Consider the following 19,043-nt stretch of genomic DNA (forward strand, 5'->3'; position numbering starts at 1 on the left):
CGACTGTCCGGTCGTGCGTGACGAGGCGGCGTTCGGTCCCAAAGCTCTCCCACGGTTGTGGCCGGAGGGTGGGCGGGCGCCAAACGCCGCGCGCCGGGTGGGGTGGCCACCCCACCCGGCGCAGCCCCAATCTCAGCACATCACAGGGCCGCCTCCTAGATACAAGGGTGGCCCCCGAAGGGGGTCGGGTGAGGGGAGCGACGGTGCCGGAGGTGGCGCGCGGCCCACACCGCACCGCCAGTCCTGAAGCCGGGCTCCCCTCTCCCGACCCTCGCTGACGCGAGGGCCACCCTCCCCCGCAGAGGGGGGAGGGCGCCCGCGGCTACCCCTCGATCTTCGAGAACTCGGCCACCTCCCGCGTCGCGGCGCGCAGCGCGTTGAGCAGCAGCAGCCGGTTCTCGCGCAGGCGCGGGTCGGGCGCGTTGACGGTGACATCTTGGAAGAACGCGTCGACCGGCGCGCGCAGGGCCGACAGCGCCCGCATCGCCCCGGCAAAATCCTCGCGCGCCACCGCCGCCGAGGCCTCGGTGCCCGCCGCCGCCAGCGCCTCGGCCAGCGCCCGCTCCGCCGGCTCGCCCGCGGCGGCCAGGCCGGCGTCGGGCTCGGCATCGTAGGCGCGGCCGTCCTTCTTCTCCTCGATGCGCAGGATGTTGGCCGCGCGCTTGTAGCCGGCGAGCAGGTTCTTTCCGTCTTCCGTGTCGAGGAATTGCTGCAACGCCTCCACGCGGCGGACGATCAGCAGCAGGTCGTCCTGGCCGGGCAGGGCGAAGACCGCGTCCACGAGGTCGTGGCGGGCGCCCTTGTCGCGGAGATAGACCTTGAGGCGGTCGGCGAAGAAGCGGAGGAGATCGTCGACCCGTGGATCGGCGAACAGATCCATATCCGGCGGCAGGTCCTTGAAGGCGGCCTCGACGCCGTCCGACAGATCGATGATCACGGCACGGCGCCCGCCGTCGTGCTGCTCGAATGCGTCCGGCAGCACGGAATAGGAGAGCGGGACGCTGATCTCGTTCTCGAGGATGATCCGAATGACGCCGAGCGCGGCGCGGCGCAGGGCATAGGGATCTTTGCTGCCCGTCGGCTTCTCGTCGATCGACCAGAAGCCGGCGAGCGTGTCGATCTTGTCCGCGAGTGCGACGGCGATCGCCACGGGATCGCGCGGCACGCGATCGGTCGGCCCCACGGGCTTGTAATGGTCGCCGATCGCCGCGCAGACGCTCGGATGCTCACCCTGGAGGGCGGCGTATCGCGCGCCCATCAGACCCTGGAGTTCGGGGAACTCGCCGACCATCTCGGTGACGAGATCGGCCTTGGCGAGCGCGGACGCGCGATCCACGAGATCGGCGTCTGCGCCTATCGCGTGCGGCATGCGGCGGGCGAGCGCCGCGATCCGCTGGACGCGCTCGCCCTGCGTGCCGAGCTTCTCGTGGAAGACGATCGCGTCGAGCTTCGGCAGCCGACTCTCCAGGGGGGTCGCGCGGTCCGTGTCCCAGAAGAACTTCGCGTCCGAGAGCCGCGCGCGCACCACCCGCTCGTTGCCGGCGGTGATGGCGAGCCCGCCGTCGCGCGCCACGAGGTTCGAGACGAGGATGAAGGCCGGGGCCAGATCCTCCGACCCGGATTTCCGCAGCACGAAGCACTTCTGGTTGGCGCGGATCGTGGCGCGGATCGCCTCGGCCGGGATGTCGAGGAAGGCCGGATCGAACCCGCCCATCAGCACGACCGGCCACTCCACGAGGCCGGCCACCTCCTCCAGGAGCCCGTCGTCCTCCACGAGGTCGAGGCCGCGGGCGAAGGCGAGGTCGCGGGCGTCGTGCAGGATCACGTTCTTGCGCCGGTCGGCGTCGAGGATCACCCGCGCGCGCTCCAGCGCCTGCACGTAGTCGTCGAAGCGGCGGACCTCGATCGCCTCCGGCGCGAGGAAGCGATGCCCGTAGGTGACGGTGCCGGCCGCGATGCCGTCGACCGCGAACGGCACGACCTCGGGCGTCTCGGTCTCGGGCCCGAAGGTCGCGACGATCGATTGCAGCGGCCGCACCCAGCGCAGGGAACCGGGCTTGGCCGAGGCCGCGCCCCAGCGCATCGCCTTCGGCCACGGGAAATTCTTGATGATCTCGGGCAGGAGTTCGGCGAGCACGTCGAGGGTCTCGCGGCCGGGGCGCTCGATCACCGCGAGGTAGAATTCGCCCTTCTTCGGGTCGGTGATCGTCCGGGCCTGATCGAGGCTCGTCAGCCCGGCGCCCTTCAGGAAGCCCTGCACGGCGGCCTCGGGTGCGCCGACGCGCGGTCCGCGGCGCTCCTCGCGCACGGCCTCGCCCCGGGGCGGGAGGCCGGCGACGTGGAGCGCGAGCCGCCGGGGCGTGGCGAAGGCCTTGGCGCCCTCGTAGAGGAAGCCGCGCTCGACCAGCGCGTCGGTGACGAGGCGCCGAAGATCCTCGGCCGCGCGCCGCTGCATGCGGGCGGGGATCTCTTCCGAGCGGAGTTCGAGCAGGAGGTCGGGCATGGCGCGGGCCTTATCGCCGCGCCGCTACCCTGTCGAGGGCGCTTCCGCCTCCCGTGCGGCTCAGCGCGCCTCGCCCTTGAGGATGGCGGAGAGCTGCCACTTGCGGTCGCCGATGGCGTGGGCGTCGTCCACCCGCCACGCCCCGCCCTCGCGCACGAGGTCGTAGACGATGGCGTTGGCCATGTTGCCGCCCTTGCGCTCCACGGTGACCTTCGCCTGGTCCTTGCCCTCGCTGGCCTCCTTGAAATTCAGGTCCTTCACCGTGTCGGGCTTCAGCGGCTCGCCGTTGAGCCGGAAATCGAAATCGAGGTTGCCGGTGGCGCCGTTGGCCTGCTTGGCGTCGGCGTCGAACAGGCTCTGGAGCCGCTTGGTGTAGACCGACGAGTGCTTCGGGTGCGGCTCAGCGTAGAGCTTCTTCACGACGGCCTCGGGACCCGGATCGGCGGCGAGCGCCGGTCCGAGGCCGAGGGCGAGGACGCCGAGGGCGAGGACGGTGCGTTTCATGGCGGGCTCCCGCTGCTGGTGGGGCGCCGCGGGATCCTTGTCCGGGGCGCCCGGTTCGGCGGTGGGAACGCGCGAGGGCCGAGGGGGCTCCCGGGGATCGCGGCAAACGATCCCGTGAGCAGGCGGTCGCGCGCTGTGGGCCTCATGCGGCCTGCGTCCTGGGAGTTACGGAGCCGGCAACGGAGAGGGAGGGATTATCACAAACCGCCCGTTTGTGATAATCCTGGTCCGTCGCATTGTAAGCCGTGACAATCCCGGCTCACGCGCCCCCGGCCGCCGTCCGCAGCCACGCCGCGCCGCAGGCCTTGGCGAGTTCGCGCACCCGCAGGATGTAGCTCTGGCGCTCGGTCACCGAGATGACCCCGCGCGCGTCGAGCAGGTTGAACACGTGGCTCGCCTTGATGCACTGGTCGTAGGCCGGCTGCACCATCCGGTGCCGGCCCTCGCCCTGCGCCGCGCCCGCGTCGAGGTAGGACCGGCAGGCGCCCTCCGCGTCGGCGAAGTGGCGGAACAGCATCGCCGTGTCGGCCGCCTCGAAGTTGTGGCGGGAATATTCCTGCTCGGCCTGGAGGAACACGTCGCCGTAGGTGACCCGGTCCGCGCCCGCGGCACCGTTGAAGTCGAGGTCGTAGACGTTCTCGACCCCCTGAACGTACATGGCGAGCCGCTCCAGGCCGTAGGTCAGCTCCCCCGCCACAGGCGCGCACTCGAAGCCCGCCACCTGCTGGAAGTAGGTGAACTGCGAGACCTCCATCCCGTCGCACCAGCACTCCCAGCCGAGCCCCCAGGCGCCGAGCGTCGGGCTCTCCCAATCGTCCTCGACGAAGCGGATGTCGTGCAGCTTGAGATCGACGCCGATCGCGTCGAGCGAGGCGAGGTAGAGTTCCTGGAGGTTCGGCGGGTTCGGCTTCAGGATCACCTGGAACTGGTAGTAGTGCTGGAGCCGGTTCGGGTTCTCGCCGTAGCGCCCGTCCTTGGGCCGGCGCGAGGGCTGGACGTAGGCGGCCTTCCACGGGCGCGGCCCGAGCGCCCGCAGGGTCGTGGCCGGATGGAAGGTGCCGGCGCCCACCTCCATGTCGTAGGGTTGCAGGATCACGCAGCCCTGCGCCGCCCAGAACTCTTGGAGCGTCAGGATCAGCCCCTGGAACGATTTCTTTTGGGACATGGTGCGGGGGCTCGGGAAACGGGCGGTCGTTCGGTCGTTCGGTCGTTCGGTCGTTCGGTCGGCGCCCGTTTAGGGGAAGGGCGGGCGGGCGTGCAAGGCGACCGCCGGAGCAGGGGGATGGGACATGGGCGGCGACGGCATCGCGATCCGGACAATCGGCGCGGGGGACCGGGCGGCGTGGCTGCCGCTGTGGCAAGGCTATCAGGCGTTCTACCGGGTCGACCTGCCGGAGGCGGCCACCGCCTGCACCTGGGAGCGCCTGCTCGACCCGGGCGAGCCGGTCGACGGGGCGCTGGCGTGGCGGGGGACGGAGGCGGTCGGGCTCGTCCACCACATCCGCCACCGCTCGTGCTGGACGGTCGGCGACTACTGCTACCTGCAAGACCTGTTCGTGGCCGGGACCGCGCGCGGTGCGGGCGTCGGCCGGGCGCTGATCGACCACGTCTACGCGGCGGCCCGGGCCGCCGGCTGCTCCCGGGTGCACTGGCTCACCCACGAAACCAACACCGACGCGATGGTCCTCTACGACCGGGTCGCCGAGAAGTCGGGCTTCGTCCAGTACCGCAAGATCTTCTGAGGTCCGTCGCCCGGCGTGCGGCGGAGCACGCACGGCGGCGCGATTCGGCGCGATACACGGAACCGCCGAGCCAACAGCCAAGTTATCGGCACAACCAGGGGAACAGCGGCGGCCTCGCAGCCGCCGAATGCTTCGGAAGACCAGTGATGACCAAGACTTCGTTCCGCACCGCCGGCCGCCGCAACGTCGCCGTCCTCGCCGCCCTGGCGATCTCGGCGCTCGCCGCCACCCCGCTGGTGAGCCGGGCGCTCGCCACCTCCGACGAGCCCGCCGCGATCACCGCCGGCCTGCGCGTCGAGCCGGTCGAGGTCGCCCCCGTGTCCGCCGCGCCGAAGGCCGAGCCCTGCCTGCGCAAGGTCCGCGTCGTCTACGGCGGCTACGGCACCCAGGACGGCTGCGCCCGGTAAGTCCAGGGCTGCGTCCGGGAAGGCGCTCCCCGCCGGCGCGGGTCCGGTCCGGCGCGAGAGGTCCGCGTCATCCGCCAGGGCTCCGAACTCGGGTTAACCCGACACAGCCGCAGCGTGTTTGTCGCCGGTTCTGACACGCACGCCGTCATCCCGGGGCGCCGGAGGCGAGCCCGGGATCCAGACACGCCGACGACAGCCATGCCCGGCACGCCCTGTGGTTCTGGATTCCGGGCTCCGCTGCGCGGCCCCGGAATGACGGGGGTGGGGGATCGCAGCCGAGGTGGCCCGGCGTTAACCCGAGTCTGGAGCCCTGCGTCACCCGCCGTGGCCGGCCGCCTCGCCGGCCATGCGCCGCAGGTGCAGTTCCTCGAGGTCGAGTTCCGCCTCCAGCGCCCGCAGGACCGAGCCGTGGATGCGGCTCTCCCGGTGCAGGCCGATCAGCGCCGCCCGCCCCGCCGCCACCGCGCCGAGCGCCGCCGCGAAATGGGCGTCGCGCTCGGCCTCGACCGCAGCGCCCTCGTCGCGCAGCCGCGACGTCGCCCGGACACGGCGGCGGTACTGCTCCAGCAGGACCGGGTGCCGCGGCTCGCCCGATTCGGGGTGCAGCAGGGTCGCGATGGCGGCGAGCCCCGCCTCGTTCACCACCACCCGGGCCATGACCGTGTCGAGCTGGCCGTCGGCGAGCGGCGCGGCCGGCCGGAAGCGCAGGCGGCGGATCAGCGGCCCGAGCGTCGTGCCCTGCACGAGCACGGTGAACAGGATCACCGCGAACGCGGCGAGCAGGATCGGGTCGCGGCCGGGGAAGCCGATCGGCAGGGCGAGCGCCGCGGCCAGCGTCACCACCCCGCGCATGCCGGCCCAGCCGACGATCAGCGGCACGGCCGGCAGGAACGGCGGTTCCCGCCGGGAGAACAGCCGCGACAGGTGGATGGCGGGATACACCCACAGGAACCGGGCGGCGACGCAGGCCGCCGTGACGGCGAGCGCCAGCGGCAGGGCGGCGGCGAGCCCGTGCCCGTCGCCCATGCGCGCCAGCACGCCGCGCAGCGCCAGCCCGATCAGCACGAAGACCAGCGCCTCCAGCACGAAGACGACGAACCCCCACACCGCCACCGCGTGGCGGCGCACCCCGGCCTGGAAGGTCTCGTGCTCGCGGCCGCCGAGCATCAGCCCGCAGACGACCACCGCGAGCACGCCCGAGGCGTGGACCGCCTCGGCGGTTAGGTAGGCGGCGTAGGCGGCGAGGAAGCTCGTCACCGTGATCGCGTTGGCGTCGTGCAGGCGCCGCAGCGCCGCGTTCACGGCGAAGCCGAGCACGAGGCCGATCGCCACCCCCGAAGCGGCGAGCCACGCGAAGGCCCCCGCCGCCTCCCAGGCGCTGAAGCCGCCGGTGAGCGCCGCGGCCACCGCGAGCCGGTAGAGCACGAGTCCCGAGGCGTCGTTGACGAGGCTCTCGCCCTCCAGCACCGTCGTCAGTCGCCGGGGCAGGGGCACGCGGGCGAGCACCGCCTTGGCCGCCACCGCGTCCGGCGGCGAGACGATCGCGCCGAGCGCGAAGCAGGCGGCCCAGGGCAGGTCGGGCATCACCGCCCGCGCGGCGAGCCCGACGACGGCGGTCGTGAACACCACCGCCCCGAGCGACAGGTACAGGATCGGCCGCAGGGCGGCGCGGAAGTCGCGCCAGACGGTGAAGTAGGCCGATTCGAGCAGCAGCGGCGGCAGGAACAGGACCATGATCAGGTCCGGGTCGAGGTCGAAGGCCGGCAGGCGCGGCGCCAGGGCGAGCGCCATGCCGCCGAGCACCAGCGCCGCCGCGGGCGGGAAGCCCAGCCGCCCGGCCACCAGCGACAGCGCCAGGGCCGCGGCGAGGAGGACGAGCACCAGCTCGAACAGGGCGACGGGGGTCATCGGGGCGGTCTGCCGGCAGTTCCAGGGACGTGGGGCCTCGTCGGAGCGTGGCGGCTTGCGACGGGAGACCGGAGGGCTTGCCATCCCCGGACGGGACGGCTCGGACGAGGCCGTCGGCATGGCCGGCACGTCGAGGCCGGCGCTGCTGCGATCCGGACCAGCGCGGCGGGCGAGAGATCTGCGCGTCAGAGACCCTGCGCGTCAGAGATCCTGCTCGTCCGGGGCGCGCCCGGTCGGAGCGATGGGCGAACCCTCTGCCTCCCAGGCGTCGTGCGCCGCGGGAGGCGTGCCGCCGCTGCGATTCATGAACCGATCGAATGCGACCAGATCGGCACGCGCCCCGCGCGCGTCGAGGAAGCCGGCCGACTGCAAGGCGGAGATCTTCTCCGCGACGGCGGCGGCGACGAACTGGTTGAGCGTTCCGCCGTCCTGCCGTGCAACCTGCTCGGCCGCCTCCCTCAGCGAGGCCGGCAGACGAAGAGCGTCGTCGCGGTCCATGGCCGTCATCCCCTCCTCAGAACTGCGGCCGGATCGACGACAGCGATCCCGAAGGCGCGCGGCACGGCTTTGAAATCCGCATGGTTGAACGTGACGATGGCCTCGGCCCGGCCGTTGACCGCCGCCTCCAGCACCATGTCGTCCGCCGGATCAGGCCGTTGCGGTCGCCACAGATAATGGATCTCGACGGGCTCCGCGAGCAAGGCGAGGACATCCAGCAGGTTTCGGACATCCGCCGGGGATGCCTGCGCCGCCTCCAGATGGCCGGGGCGCATCGCGACCGCCTCGTACTCCAGAAAGAGCGGAACGCTGGTCAACATCCGGAACCGCCCGGCTCGGATGCGGCGCAGCAGTTCGGCCGAGCCGCCGGCCGGGCTTCGCATGGCCGCCACGACGACGTTGGTGTCGAGGACGAGGCGCATGCGGCGTCGGGCTCACGGCTTCGGGATGAGGAAGCCGGTCCGCCCCCTGACCGTCACAGCGCCCCCTCGCGCACCGCGCCGGGATCGGCCAGGGCGTGGAGGGTGCGGGCGGCGCTGTGGGCGAAGCGCAGGGTCACCGCCTTGCGCCGGGGGCCGCTCAAGGGATGCTCCGGCGCCTCGCGCAGGATCATCGCCCCGTAGCCGTCGGCGACGATCAGCCCGCAGGCCTCGGGGATCAGGCTCTCGGGCACGCCCTCGGCGATCGCGAAGAAGAACCGGTCGCAGAAGTCGCGGTAGTCGGGCCATTTCCGGTCGGCGCGGAAGTCGGCGACGCTCGACTTGATCTCGACGATGGTCAGCCGCCCCGCCCCGCACAGGGCGATCACGTCGGCGCGCCGGCCGTTGACGAGGGAGAATTCCGGCAGGGTCACGCAGCCCATCTCGGAGAACAACCGGCGCACGCCGCGCTGGAGGCGCAGCGCGGTCGGCGACTGGCGCCGGTCGGGGGGCAGGACCGTGTCGGGAGGCAGGATCGGGGCGGCGGAGGCGAGGGCGGCGGGCATTCTTCAAAGGGCGGCGACTGTTCCGATTCGGGACATCCTGCCAAGCCCGGGGCCGTCCGTCACCTGCGGCGCGGCATCACGCGGGCGGTCCCGATCCGCGACGGGCGCCCGACGGTCCGCGGCTCCGCCGCCGATCACGGGGCCCGCCCCGTCTCGGCCGGAGGCACCGCGTCGGTTGCCGCCGGCCCCTCACCGACGAGCCGGTCGACGAGCGCGTCGACGGCGCGCTCCGCCGCCGCGATCGACGCTGCGAACCGCGCGTCGCCGAACTCGTCGTACTCGACGGCCACGGACCGCACGTCGCTCAGTCCGATATAGGCCATCGGCACGGCGATACCGCGCTCCACGAGGTTGGAGGCGTCGAGCCGGCCACCGGGATCGTACCCGTAATCCCCGCGGGACGAGAGGACGACGAGCCGCTTGCCGGGCGGCAGCAGGGGCCAGTACGGCACGTCCGCGCGCTTCCGGTCGAATCCGAACGTGAGGCCGACGCGCACCACGCTGTCGATCCAGGCCTTGAGCGGCGCCGGGACGCCGAAATTGTACATCGGGGCCCCGATCACCACGATGTCGGCGCCGATCAGCTCCGCGACGAGGCGGTCGCTCTCCGCGAGCCGCGCGCGCGCCTCCGCGTCCCGCCGCTCGGGCGGCGCGAAGGCGGCGGCGATCCACGCGCCCGTCACGGGCGCCGGCGGGGCACGGCCGACATCGCGAACGTCGACGACGTCGCCGGGCCGCGCGGAGCGCCAGCGTTCGACGAAGCGATGGGTCAGGCGGCGGGAGTGGGAACCGCGCGGATCGATCCCGGACCGTCCGGTCCGGGCACTGGCGTCGATGTGCAGGATACGGCGGGTCGTCACGGCGATCTCCCAGGCGATCCGGGCTCCCGTCGAACCCTTGCCTCGGCGCCGGTTTGCCTTCGGAACGCAACATCGACAAAGGCGAAAGCCTCATCCGACGGATCAGTCTGGCTCATCCATGCCCTACCCGAGGAAGCTGCCGCCGCTGGGGGCTCTGCGCGCCTTCGAGGCCGCCGCGCGGCACCTGAGCTTCCGCCGGGCTGCCGAGGAACTCGCGGTCACGCCGACGGCGATCAGCCATCAGGTCCGGCTTCTGGAGGCGATCCTCGGCCAGGACCTGTTCGTGCGTCACGTGCGCCGGATCTCGCTGACGCCCGCGGGGACGCACCTGTTTCCGACGCTGCAAGCCGGGCTCGACGCCTTCGCCCGCGCCATCGCCGAACTCGACGCGCGGGAGCGGCGCCGGGCCGTCACGGTCACGGCGACCACGCTGTTCACCGCGCGCCGCCTCATCCCGGCGATCGGGGCCTTCCGGACGCGCTGGCCGCACCACGACCTGAGGTTGCACGCGTCGGACGAGGCCGTCGATCTGACGCGCGGCGCGGCCGACATCGCCGTCCGATACGGCTCCGGTCCGTTCGGCGACCTCGTCGCCGAACCGCTCCTGCGGGAGCGCTTCGGCGTAGTGTGCAGCCCGTCGCTCGGGCTGTCGCGGCCGGAGCAGCTTCTGGAGGCCGCGCTGATCCATTGCGAGTGGCATCGCAGCGACCTCCAGCTAGGCTGGGAGCGCTGGCGGGCGCTGTCCGGCCTGACCGCGCTCGATACGCGCGCCGGCCACCACTTCACCGACGAGAGCCACGCCATCCAAGCCGCGGTCGCGGGCCACGGGGCGGCGATCTGCGGCCTCGCCCTGGTCGAGGACGAGTTGCGGCGCGGTCTCCTCGTCCACCCGTTCGGTCCGGTCATGGAGGGGCAGGTCTACCACCTGCTGATGACCGCCCGGACCATGGGCTGCGCCGACGTGCAGGCCGTGCGGGACTGGCTGAGGGCGACGGTGCGGGCATGAGCCGGCGCCGCCCCGAGGGCGGCCGGCTCCGGCCGGGGACCGGCACGCGTGAAGCTCGAAAGTCCCCCCGTCAGGCCAAGCAGGCGCGGATCGCGTCGAACCCGTCGGTGAGCGCCGCAGGTCCCGGCTGGAGGATCAGCGGCGCCTTGATCTCGTGGATGCGCCCGTCCCGCACCGCCGGGATCGCGTCCCAGCCGGGCCGCGCCCGGATGCGCGCGACGTTGACCCGCTTGCCGCACCAGGACGCGATGATCACGTCGGGCGCGGCCGCGATCACCTGCTCGGACGTGACGATCCGGTCCCGCGCCGCCGGCTCGCGGCTCAGGTCCGGAAAGACGTCCTGCCCGCCGGCATACCCGATCAGGTCGGAGACCCAGCCGATGCCGGAGATCATCGGCTCGTCCCACTCCTCGAAGTAGACCCTCGGGCGCGGCCGATCGGCGGTGTCGCGGGCGGTCTCCGCCAGCCGCGCCGCGCAGCCCGCGGCCAGGGCCTCGGCCCGCTCGGACGCCCCGACCAGGGCGCCGAGCGTGCGGATCATCGCGAGGCAGCCGTCCACGTCGCGCTGGTTGAACAGGTGCACGGCCACGCCCGCGCGGGCGAGGTCGGCGGCGATGCCGGCCTGGAGGTCGGAGAAGGCCAGCACGAGGTCGGGCGCGAGCGCCAGGATCTTGCCGATGTCCGCGCTGGTGAAGGCCGAGACCCGCGGCTTCTCCCGGCGCACCCGGGGCGGGCGCACCGCGTAGCCGGAGACGCCGACGATCCGGTCCTCCTCGCCCAGCAGGTACAGCGTCTCGACGGTCTCCTCGGTGAGGCAGACGATCCGCTCCGGGGGAAAGCGCCTCACCGCTCGAACCACGCCAGCAGCCCGGCCCCGGGCGCCAGCAGCACGAACGCCCAGACGAGGGCCGAGGTGATGTTGGCCGCCTGGAACGGCAGCCGCGGCAGGCCGAGGATGCCGGCCACCAGCGGCACCAGGGCGCGCGCCGGCCCGAAGAACCGCCCGATCGCCACCGCGGCGATGCCCCAGCGGGCGATGAAGCCCTCGGCCTTGAGGGTGAGTTCGGGGTAGCGCCGCAGCGGCCACTTGGTCTTGGCGCCCGGCCCCAGCCAGCGCCCGACCTCGTAGGACAGCCAGTCGCCGAGCGCCGCGCCGACGGCGGCCGCGATCACCACCGGCCAGAGCGGGATGCCGATCCCGCCGACCATCGCCCCGATCGCGACGAGGATCACGGTGGCCGGCACGAACAGCGACAGCACCGCCACCGATTCGCAGAAGGCGAGGCCGCCGGCGATGGCGGGGGTCCAGGCCTGATGGGCCTCGACGAAGGCGAGGGTCGAGGTCTTCAGGGCTTCGAGGTCCATCGGGGTCGCGCGCGCCTTCCGGTCGAGGGGGCTTCGGGGTCGGTCCCATCTGTGGGCGGCGGGGGCGGGGGGCAAGATGGGCGGTCGCGGCGAACAGCGCCCGCAGGTTGCAGTCCAGGCCAATGCAGCCCGTGCGGTGCCGGCGTAGCGCTATCCCACTCGTCCATACGCCATTGACCGACATACGCCAGTGGCCCAACATCGATCATGGACGGGCCGCTCCTCACCGTCGTCGAGACGGAAATCTACCTTCGCTCAGCCGAGCGGGTGATGGACGCGGCCGAGCGCGAGGCGGTGACCGACTACGTCGCCGCGCATCCGCAGGACGGCGACGTCATCCCCGGCAGTGGCGGCATCCGCAAGATACGCGTGCCGCTCTCGGGACGGGGCAAGCGTGGCGGCGGCCGAGTTCTGACGTTCTACGTGAAAGATCGAGCCGTCTACCTACTTCTGGTCTACGCGAAGGCCGATCAGGAGAACCCGACACCGGAACAGGCGCGGGTCCTCCGCCACTTGGTCAAGACTCTGTGAGAAGGCGAGGACGATGGACGAGGCTCTGTTCAAGGATCTCGTGCGCAGCCTGGAACAGGCCGCGGCCCACGCCCGCGGCGAGCCCGTGCCCGGCCTCGTGGTGCACGTGCCGCCCGCCCTCGACGTGGCCGCGATCCGGCGGCGCACCGGCGCCTCGCAGGCCCGGTTCGCGGCCAGCATCGGCGTGGCGGTGGCGACCCTGCGCAACTGGGAGCAGGGCCGGCGGCGCCCCGAGGGCCCGGCCCGGGTGCTGCTCGCGCTCCTCGACAAGAATCCGCGGGTGGTCCAGGAACTCCTCGGCGAGGCCGCTTGAGGCACGCTTCGCCGACGTGGGTGCCGGTTCGGCGTCGCAGGGCGTGTCGAACCGAAAGGCGCAAGCCCGGAGACGCGACGCGGTGAAGGTCCTCTCGATCCAGTCCCACGTCGCCTACGGCCATGTCGGCAACGCCGCCGCGGTGTTCCCCATGCAGCGGCTCGGCGTCGAGGTCTGGCCGGTCCACACCGTGCAGTTCTCCAACCACACCGGCTACGGCGCGTGGCGCGGCGAGGTCTTCTCCGCCGAGAGCGTGCGCGCCGTGGTGCGGGGCATGGACGAGCGCGGGGCGCTCGGGGCCTGCGACGCGGTGCTGTCGGGCTACATGGGCTCGGCCGAGATCGGCGCCGCGATCCTGGAGGCGGCGGAGCGCGTGCGCGCCGGGAACCCGGAGGCGCTGTACTGCTGCGACCCGGTGATCGGCGACACCGACGAGGGCGTCTACGTGCGGCCGGGCATCGAGGCGTTCCTGCGCGAGCGGGCGGTGCCGGCGGCCGACATCCTCACCCCGAACCAGTTCGAGCTCGACCGCCTCACCGGCCTGCCGAGCCGGACCCTGGCGGAGGCGCGCGCGGCGGTCGCGGCCCTGCGGGCGCGGGGACCGCGGGTGGTGCTCGTGACCTCCTTCGCGGGCGCGGACACGCCGGAGGACGCCATCGACCTGCTCGCCGGGACGGGGGAGGGGCTGTTCCGGGTGCGCACCCCGCGGCTGCCGATCGCCGTGAACGGGGCCGGGGACACGGTCGCCGCCCTGTTCCTCGTGCACTACGCCCGCGCGCGCTCGGCACCCGACGCCCTGGGCTCGACCGCCGCCTCGGTCTACGGGCTCCTGAAGCGTACCGCCGCCGCGGGGGCGCGCGAGATCCTGACGGTGGCCGCGCAGGACGAGTTCGTGGCCCCGAGCGAGATTTTCCCGGTCGAACGCCTCTGATCCCTGGACATCACGGCCGGGGCGACGACCTTGGGGCCTGATCCACGGAAAAAAGTCGGGACCAGAGATGCGCCGCTTCGCGACCCTCGACGTGTTCACCGAGCGGCGGCTGGCCGGCAACCCGCTCGCCGTCGTCCTCGACGCCGAGGGGCTCGATGCGGCGGCGATGCAGGCCATCGCCCGCGAGTTCAACCTGTCCGAGACGGTGTTCGTGCTGCCCCCGGCCGAGGCGCGCCACCGGGCGCATCTGCGCATCTTCACCCCCGCCCGGGAGCTGCCCTTCGCGGGCCACCCGACCGTCGGCACCGCGGTGCTGCTCGCCCTCCAGGATCCGGCGCTGGGCGATGCCCGCGCCTTCGGCCTGGAGGAGGCGGTCGGCGTCGTGCCCTGCGTGGTCGAGACGCTGCCCGACGGCGCGGGCGGCCGGGCGCGCTTCAAGCTGCCGGCCCTGCCCGAGTATCTCGGCCCCGGGCCGGAGCCCGAGGCGGTCGCGGCCCTGGTCGGGCTGGCGCCCGGCGATATCGGCCACGCGCGGCACCGCCCGAGCCGGCACGGGGTCGGCCCCCGCTTCACCTGCGTGCCCGTCGCCTCGGTCGAGCGCCTCGACGCCGCCCGGCCCGCCGCCGCCCCCGAGGCGGGCGACGGGCTCTACCTCTACGCGCCCGACCCGGAGCGGATGGGCCGGAGCTGGCAGGTGCGGATGTTCGCCCCGCGCCTCGGCGTGCCCGAGGACCCGGCCACCGGCTCGGCGGCCGCCGCCTTCGCCGGCGTGCTGATGCAGTTCGAGGCGCTCGGCGACGGGGTCCACGACGTGGCGATCCGCCAGGGGCTCGCCATGGGCCGCCCGAGCGAGATCGCCCTCCAGCTCACCGTGGAGGCCGGCGCCCTGCGCTCGGTGGAGATCGGCGGCGCGGCGGTGCTGGTCTCGGAAGGCACCCTGCGTGCCTGACGAGACGTTCCGCCTCACGCCGCTCACCGCGATCGAGGCCCGGCTGGTCCCCTACGACTGGCCCTGGGCCCGCGCGGCGTCCGCCGCGATCGAGGCCAACTGGGCGCGGCGCCGGGCCCGCCATCCGGGGATGTTCGACGGGACCGTGCTCCTGGCCTGCGCCTGCGCGGTCGCCGACGGCACGGCACGGCTCGACCTGTTCGCGGCGCGCTACTCGGCCTTCATCGCCTTCCGCGACGCGTGGGGGGCGGGGGCCGCCCCGGGCGGCGCGGTCCGCAACGCCTTCGCGGCGATCGTGCCCTGGAGCGCCGACGGCGCCGTGCTGCTCGGCGAGATGGGCGCCCACACCGCCAATGCCGGCCAGCTCTACTTCCCCTGCGGCACCCCCGACCCCGACGACGTGCGCGGCGCCGCGGTCGACCTCGCCGGCAGCGCCGCCCGGGAATTCCTGGAGGAGACCGGGCTGGCCGCGCCGGAGGGGACGGACGGGGACGCCTGGGTCCTCCTCGAAGGGGAGGGGCAGCTCGCCTTCCTGCGGCCGGTGCGCTTCCCCGAGCCCGCGGCGGCGCTGTGCGCGCGGATCGAGGACCACCGCCGGCGCGAGGCCGAGCCGGAGCTCGCCGGCATCCGCCTCGTGCGCCGCCGCGCCGACATCGACCCGCAGCGCGTGCCGGGCTTCGCGCGCGCCTACCTCGCACACGCGCTCCCTTAGAGCGCTCTCCGCCGAGGCGGACACCGGCTCGGCGCGAGAGAGCGCGTCAAAACAGAGGCTGAGAGCCGTGCACGCTCGCGACGCGATCGGGAACGGCTCTCGCGCGGCGCCGACGGCCCGGCGACGGGAACTCCCGCGGGCCGCGACGCGCTGAGTCGACGCGGTCCGCTCCTGCCGGAGGCGGCCGGCGGCGGCGTGCCGCCCCGTCCACGTGCGCCGCAAAAAATCGCCGCGCCACGGCGGAGCTTCGCCGTGGCCGGCACGTTCACGTCCGGGCTCCCGGCCCGGCCGCCGTCCCGCTCCCGCGGCGGCCGTCCCGGGCGCCCAGAAGCACCGGAGTCCCCATGCCCGATTCGTCCCGTCCGACCTCCGCCGCCCGCGCGGCCCGCTCGCGCATCCTGGAGGGGCTGCCCTACCCGCTCGGCGCCACCTGGGACGGGCTCGGCGTCAACTTCGCCCTGTTCTCGGCCTACGCCACCAAGGTCGAGCTGTGCCTGTTCGACGATGCGGGGGAGAAGGAGATCGAGCGGATCGAGCTGCCCGAGTACACGGACGAGATCTGGCACGGCTACCTGCCGGACGCGCGCCCCGGCACGATCTACGGCTACCGCGTGCACGGCCCCTACGAGCCGGCCGCCGGACACCGCTTCAACCCGAACAAGCTCCTGATCGACCCCTACGCCAAGGGCCTCGTCGGCTCGATCACCTGGAACCCGGCGCTGTTCGGCTACCAGATGGAGAGCGGCGACGACCTGAGCTTCGACGAGCGCGATTCCGCCCCCTTCACCCGCCGCTCGCGGGTGATCGACCCGGCCTTCACCTGGGGCCGCCACCGGAAGCCGCACGTGCCGTGGGAGAAGACCATCGTCTACGAGGCCCACGTGAAGGGCCTCACCAAGCTCCACCCCCGGGTGCCCGAGAAGCTGCGCGGCACCTATGCCGGCCTCGGCACGCCGGACGTTCTCGACTACATCAAGAGCCTCGGCGTGACCTCGGTCGAGCTGCTGCCGGTGCACTCCTTCGTGCAGGACGACTACCTCCAGCAGAAGGACCTGGTGAACTACTGGGGCTACAACACGATCTCGTTCTTCACCCCCGCGCGGCGCTACGCGGCGGTGCCGGACTTCGCCTTCTCCGAGTTCAAGGAGATGGTCTCGCGCCTGCACGGCGCCGGCCTCGAAGTGATCCTCGACGTGGTCTACAACCACACGGCGGAGGGCAACGAGAAGGGGCCGACCCTGTCGTTCAAGGGCATCGACAACGCCTCGTACTACCGCCTGCTGCCGAACGAGCCGCGCTACTACATCAACGACACCGGCACCGGGAACACCTTCAACCTCTCGCACCCGCGGGTGCTCCAGCTCGTCACGGACTCGCTCCGCTACTGGGCGACCGAGATGCAGGTCGACGGCTTCCGCTTCGACCTCGCCACCATCCTCGGCCGCGAGCCCTACGGGTTCGACGAGGGCGGCGGCTTCCTCGACACCTGCCGCCAGGACCCGGTGCTCAACTCGGTCAAGCTCATCGCCGAGCCGTGGGATTGCGGCCCCGGCGGCTACCAGGTCGGCGGCTTTCCGCCGGGCTGGGCCGAGTGGAACGACCGCTTCCGCGACGACGTGCGCGCCTACTGGAAGGGCGATGCCGGCCTGCTGCCGGATGTGGCCGCCCGCATCGCCGGCTCGGCCGACAAGTTCGACAAGCGCGGCCGCAAGCCCTGGGCCTCGGTCAACTTCCTGACCGCCCACGACGGCTTCACCCTGCACGACACGGTGGCCTACAACGACAAGCACAATATCGAGAACGGCGAGGACAACCGCGACGGCCACTCGCACAACCTCTCCTACAATTACGGCGTCGAGGGCCCGACCGACGACCCCGAGATCCGCGGCGTGCGCCTGCGCCAGATGCGCAACATGCTGGCCACGCTGTTCTTCTCGCGCGGCACCCCGATGCTGCTCGCGGGCGACGAGTTCGCCCGCACCCAGAAGGGCAACAACAACGCCTACTGCCAGGACAACGCGATCTCCTGGCTCGACTGGGGGGCGGTCGGCGCGGAGGAGCGGGACCTCGCCGAGTTCACCCAGCGCCTGATCATCCTGCGCAACGCCCTGCCGATCCTCAGCCGCGGCCGGTTCCTCAAGGGGCAGTACGACGAGGAGTTCGGCGTCAAGGACGTGGCGTGGCTGCGCCCGGACGGCGGCGAGATGACCCCCGAGAACTGGACCGACGGGGGCGCCCGCGCCTTCGCGGTCCAGCTCGACGGCCGCGCCCAGGCCACCGGCCTGCACCGCCGCGGCGGCGACGCGACCCTGCTGATCATGTTCAACGCCTACCACGACCTCGTGAGCTTCACGCTGCCCGAGGCGGTCGGCGGCGAGGCCTGGACGCGGCTCCTCGACACCAACCTGCCCGACAGCCAGGACGTCGAGAGCTTCCGCTTCGGCGAGCCCTACGACGTGACCGGCCGCTCGCTGCTGATGTTCGTCCTCAAGCCCGAGGACACGCCGGGCGACGACGCGACCGAGATGGAGCGCTCCTACCAGCACGTGATGCAGGCCTTCGAGCGGGCCAACGTCGAGCACGTGCGCTTCCACCTGGAGGCGGAGGGCTGAGACGCGGGGAACCGGGCCGCCCGCGTCGATTTTCGCGCGCGGCCCGGGCCGCCGCCTTGCGCCCGGGGGCGCGCGCGGATACAGCCCCTGCGCGGCCCCACCCGCCCGGCCCGGCCGGGCCCCGGGATCCGCGCCCGGAGGGGTGGCCGAGTGGTTGAAGGCGCACGCCTGGAAAGTGTGTATACCGGAAACGGTATCGCGGGTTCGAATCCCGCTCCCTCCGCCAGACCTTTTTGGGTTTCAAAACCCGTTTACATGCAGTAATTCAAGAAAGACGGGTCTGGGTCTGGCCTCCAACTTATCCCCTGGCTGCCCCCAATTATCACGGTTTCGTGATGCTGACGTTCAGCCAGCTCTAGGGCGTAGTGACGATTTCTGAGGGGGCGGGTTTTGCGAGGCATGAGGTCGTGATTCAAGGCTGATTTTGGAGATCGGCCTGGATGAGCCACGACCCGGATGGCCTGCGCGACGACCAGTGGGAGCGCCTGCGGGATCTGATCCCTGGCGGCCGGGCCGGGCAGCGCGGCCCACGATGCGACAACCGCCGCTTCGTCGAAGCGCTGCTGTGGATGGCCCGCTCGGGCGGGCGCTGGCGCGACTTGCCTGAGCGCCTGGGCGATCATCAGGCGGTCAAGCGGCGCTACTATCGCTGGATCGAGCGCGGCGTGCTGGACGGGGTCCTGGCCGCCTTGAGCGCCGAGGCCGATCTGGAGTGGCTGTTGATCGACTCCACCATCGTGCGCGCCCACCAGCACGCCGCCGGCGCGCGCCTGTCAAAAGGGGGGCGCATGCCCAGGGCCTGGGCCGCTCCCGCGGCGGCCTGAGCACCAAGATCCACGTCGCCTGCGACGCGCTCGGCGACCCCGTGCGCCTGCTGCTCGGCCCGGGCCAGCAGAACGACATGGCCCAGGCCCACGCCCTGATCGAGGGCCTGTCGCCCAAGGCCGTCATCGCCGACAAGGGCTACGGCGCCGATCCGCTGCACGACGCCATCCTGGACGCAGGCGCCGAGCCGGTGATCCCGCCCCGGCGTCACCGCCGCCGGCCGCACGCCTACGACCGCCATCTCTACACAGAGCGCAACCGCATCGAGCGCTTCTTTGCCAAGCTCAAGCAGTTCCGCCGCGTCGCAACCCGATACGACAAGCTCTTGGCCAACTTCCGCGGCTTCGTCCTCCTCGCCGCTATCGCCATCAGTCTCGCCTAAATCGTCACTA

Annotated in this window: 19 protein-coding genes, 1 tRNA gene and 1 pseudogene; 11 read left to right on the forward strand and 10 right to left on the reverse strand. The window is 72.6% G+C overall.

What is annotated here, in order from left to right:
- Positions 1–322: 322 nt before the first annotated feature.
- From glyS to Q8W71_RS29685, 3 genes are all read right to left on the reverse strand, one after another.
- Positions 323–2,503 carry a glycine--tRNA ligase subunit beta gene (gene glyS / locus Q8W71_RS29675; protein ID WP_305528990.1) on the reverse strand — a complete coding sequence of 727 codons (2,181 nt, stop codon included), beginning with the start codon at positions 2,501–2,503 and terminating at the stop codon, positions 323–325.
- Positions 2,504–2,563: 60 nt separating this feature from the next.
- Positions 2,564–3,007, reverse strand: coding sequence for a DUF3828 domain-containing protein (locus tag Q8W71_RS29680; RefSeq protein WP_305528991.1), 444 nt, complete (start codon positions 3,005–3,007; stop codon positions 2,564–2,566).
- Between the two features lie 259 nt (positions 3,008–3,266).
- The gene (locus tag Q8W71_RS29685; protein ID WP_305528992.1) at positions 3,267–4,172 is read right to left on the reverse strand and encodes a glycine--tRNA ligase subunit alpha; all 906 of its coding nucleotides are present in this window, start codon (positions 4,170–4,172) and stop codon (positions 3,267–3,269) included.
- Between the two features lie 124 nt (positions 4,173–4,296).
- On the opposite strand from Q8W71_RS29685, the gene Q8W71_RS29690 reads away from it, so the two are divergent.
- Both Q8W71_RS29690 and Q8W71_RS29695 read left to right on the forward strand, forming a co-directional pair.
- Complete coding sequence (locus Q8W71_RS29690; protein WP_305528993.1) at positions 4,297–4,749, forward strand: GNAT family N-acetyltransferase; 453 nt, start codon at positions 4,297–4,299, stop codon at positions 4,747–4,749.
- A gap of 146 nt (positions 4,750–4,895) precedes the next feature.
- Positions 4,896–5,156 carry a hypothetical protein gene (locus Q8W71_RS29695; protein ID WP_305528994.1) on the forward strand — a complete coding sequence of 87 codons (261 nt, stop codon included), beginning with the start codon at positions 4,896–4,898 and terminating at the stop codon, positions 5,154–5,156.
- Positions 5,157–5,471: 315 nt separating this feature from the next.
- On the opposite strand, the gene Q8W71_RS29700 is transcribed toward Q8W71_RS29695, so the two are convergent.
- The 5 genes from Q8W71_RS29700 to Q8W71_RS29720 form a co-directional block, all read right to left on the reverse strand.
- The gene (locus Q8W71_RS29700; protein WP_305528995.1) at positions 5,472–7,064 is read right to left on the reverse strand and encodes a Na+/H+ antiporter; all 1,593 of its coding nucleotides are present in this window, start codon (positions 7,062–7,064) and stop codon (positions 5,472–5,474) included.
- A 201-nt stretch (positions 7,065–7,265) separates the two neighbouring features.
- Positions 7,266–7,562: a YlcI/YnfO family protein gene (locus Q8W71_RS29705; protein WP_305528996.1), complete on the reverse strand. Its 297-nt coding sequence runs from the start codon at positions 7,560–7,562 to the stop codon at positions 7,266–7,268.
- A 5-nt stretch (positions 7,563–7,567) separates the two neighbouring features.
- The gene (locus Q8W71_RS29710) at positions 7,568–7,984 is read right to left on the reverse strand and encodes a putative toxin-antitoxin system toxin component, PIN family (RefSeq protein WP_305528997.1); all 417 of its coding nucleotides are present in this window, start codon (positions 7,982–7,984) and stop codon (positions 7,568–7,570) included.
- Positions 7,985–8,037: 53 nt separating this feature from the next.
- Positions 8,038–8,547, reverse strand: a complete 510-nt coding sequence (locus tag Q8W71_RS29715; RefSeq protein ID WP_305528998.1) for an MmcB family DNA repair protein — start codon at positions 8,545–8,547, stop codon at positions 8,038–8,040.
- A 134-nt stretch (positions 8,548–8,681) separates the two neighbouring features.
- Complete coding sequence (locus tag Q8W71_RS29720) at positions 8,682–9,407, reverse strand: FMN-dependent NADH-azoreductase (RefSeq protein ID WP_305528999.1); 726 nt, start codon at positions 9,405–9,407, stop codon at positions 8,682–8,684.
- A 118-nt stretch (positions 9,408–9,525) separates the two neighbouring features.
- On the opposite strand from Q8W71_RS29720, the gene Q8W71_RS29725 reads away from it, so the two are divergent.
- Positions 9,526–10,413 (forward strand): LysR substrate-binding domain-containing protein, encoded by an 888-nt coding sequence (locus Q8W71_RS29725; RefSeq protein ID WP_305529000.1) that lies wholly within the window; start codon positions 9,526–9,528, stop codon positions 10,411–10,413.
- A 70-nt stretch (positions 10,414–10,483) separates the two neighbouring features.
- Here the strand turns inward: Q8W71_RS29725 and Q8W71_RS29730 are convergent, their stop codons facing one another.
- Both Q8W71_RS29730 and Q8W71_RS29735 read right to left on the reverse strand, forming a co-directional pair.
- Positions 10,484–11,260 carry a cobalamin-binding protein gene (locus Q8W71_RS29730; RefSeq protein ID WP_305529001.1) on the reverse strand — a complete coding sequence of 259 codons (777 nt, stop codon included), beginning with the start codon at positions 11,258–11,260 and terminating at the stop codon, positions 10,484–10,486.
- Positions 11,257–11,778, reverse strand: a complete 522-nt coding sequence (locus tag Q8W71_RS29735) for a DedA family protein (RefSeq protein ID WP_305529002.1) — start codon at positions 11,776–11,778, stop codon at positions 11,257–11,259. Before Q8W71_RS29735 ends, Q8W71_RS29730 begins: the two co-directional genes overlap by 4 nt.
- 207 nt (positions 11,779–11,985) lie before the next feature.
- On the opposite strand from Q8W71_RS29735, the gene Q8W71_RS29740 reads away from it, so the two are divergent.
- The 8 genes and pseudogenes from Q8W71_RS29740 (at position 11,986) to Q8W71_RS29775 (ending at position 19,033) form a co-directional block, all read left to right on the forward strand.
- A complete protein-coding gene (locus tag Q8W71_RS29740; RefSeq protein ID WP_305529003.1) occupies positions 11,986–12,309 on the forward strand; it encodes a type II toxin-antitoxin system RelE/ParE family toxin in 324 nt (107 codons plus the stop codon).
- Positions 12,310–12,322: 13 nt separating this feature from the next.
- Complete coding sequence (locus Q8W71_RS29745; RefSeq protein WP_305529004.1) at positions 12,323–12,622, forward strand: helix-turn-helix domain-containing protein; 300 nt, start codon at positions 12,323–12,325, stop codon at positions 12,620–12,622.
- Positions 12,623–12,704: 82 nt separating this feature from the next.
- Positions 12,705–13,553 carry a pyridoxal kinase PdxY gene (gene pdxY, locus Q8W71_RS29750; protein ID WP_305529005.1) on the forward strand — a complete coding sequence of 283 codons (849 nt, stop codon included), beginning with the start codon at positions 12,705–12,707 and terminating at the stop codon, positions 13,551–13,553.
- 67 nt (positions 13,554–13,620) lie between these two features.
- Complete coding sequence (locus tag Q8W71_RS29755; protein ID WP_305529006.1) at positions 13,621–14,502, forward strand: PhzF family phenazine biosynthesis protein; 882 nt, start codon at positions 13,621–13,623, stop codon at positions 14,500–14,502.
- Positions 14,495–15,214 carry an NUDIX hydrolase gene (locus tag Q8W71_RS29760; RefSeq protein WP_305529007.1) on the forward strand — a complete coding sequence of 240 codons (720 nt, stop codon included), beginning with the start codon at positions 14,495–14,497 and terminating at the stop codon, positions 15,212–15,214. Before Q8W71_RS29755 ends, Q8W71_RS29760 begins: the two co-directional genes overlap by 8 nt.
- A 344-nt stretch (positions 15,215–15,558) precedes the next feature.
- Positions 15,559–17,826 (forward strand): glycogen debranching protein GlgX, encoded by a 2,268-nt coding sequence (gene glgX / locus Q8W71_RS29765; RefSeq protein ID WP_305529008.1) that lies wholly within the window; start codon positions 15,559–15,561, stop codon positions 17,824–17,826.
- A 136-nt stretch (positions 17,827–17,962) separates the two neighbouring features.
- Positions 17,963–18,052, forward strand: a tRNA-Ser gene (locus Q8W71_RS29770).
- A gap of 214 nt (positions 18,053–18,266) precedes the next feature.
- Positions 18,267–19,033, forward strand: a pseudogene (locus tag Q8W71_RS29775) (IS5 family transposase).
- The last annotated feature ends 10 nt before the right edge of the window (positions 19,034–19,043 follow it).

The organism is Methylobacterium amylolyticum (genome assembly GCF_030700245.1).
GTDB lineage: Bacteria > Pseudomonadota > Alphaproteobacteria > Rhizobiales > Beijerinckiaceae > Methylobacterium.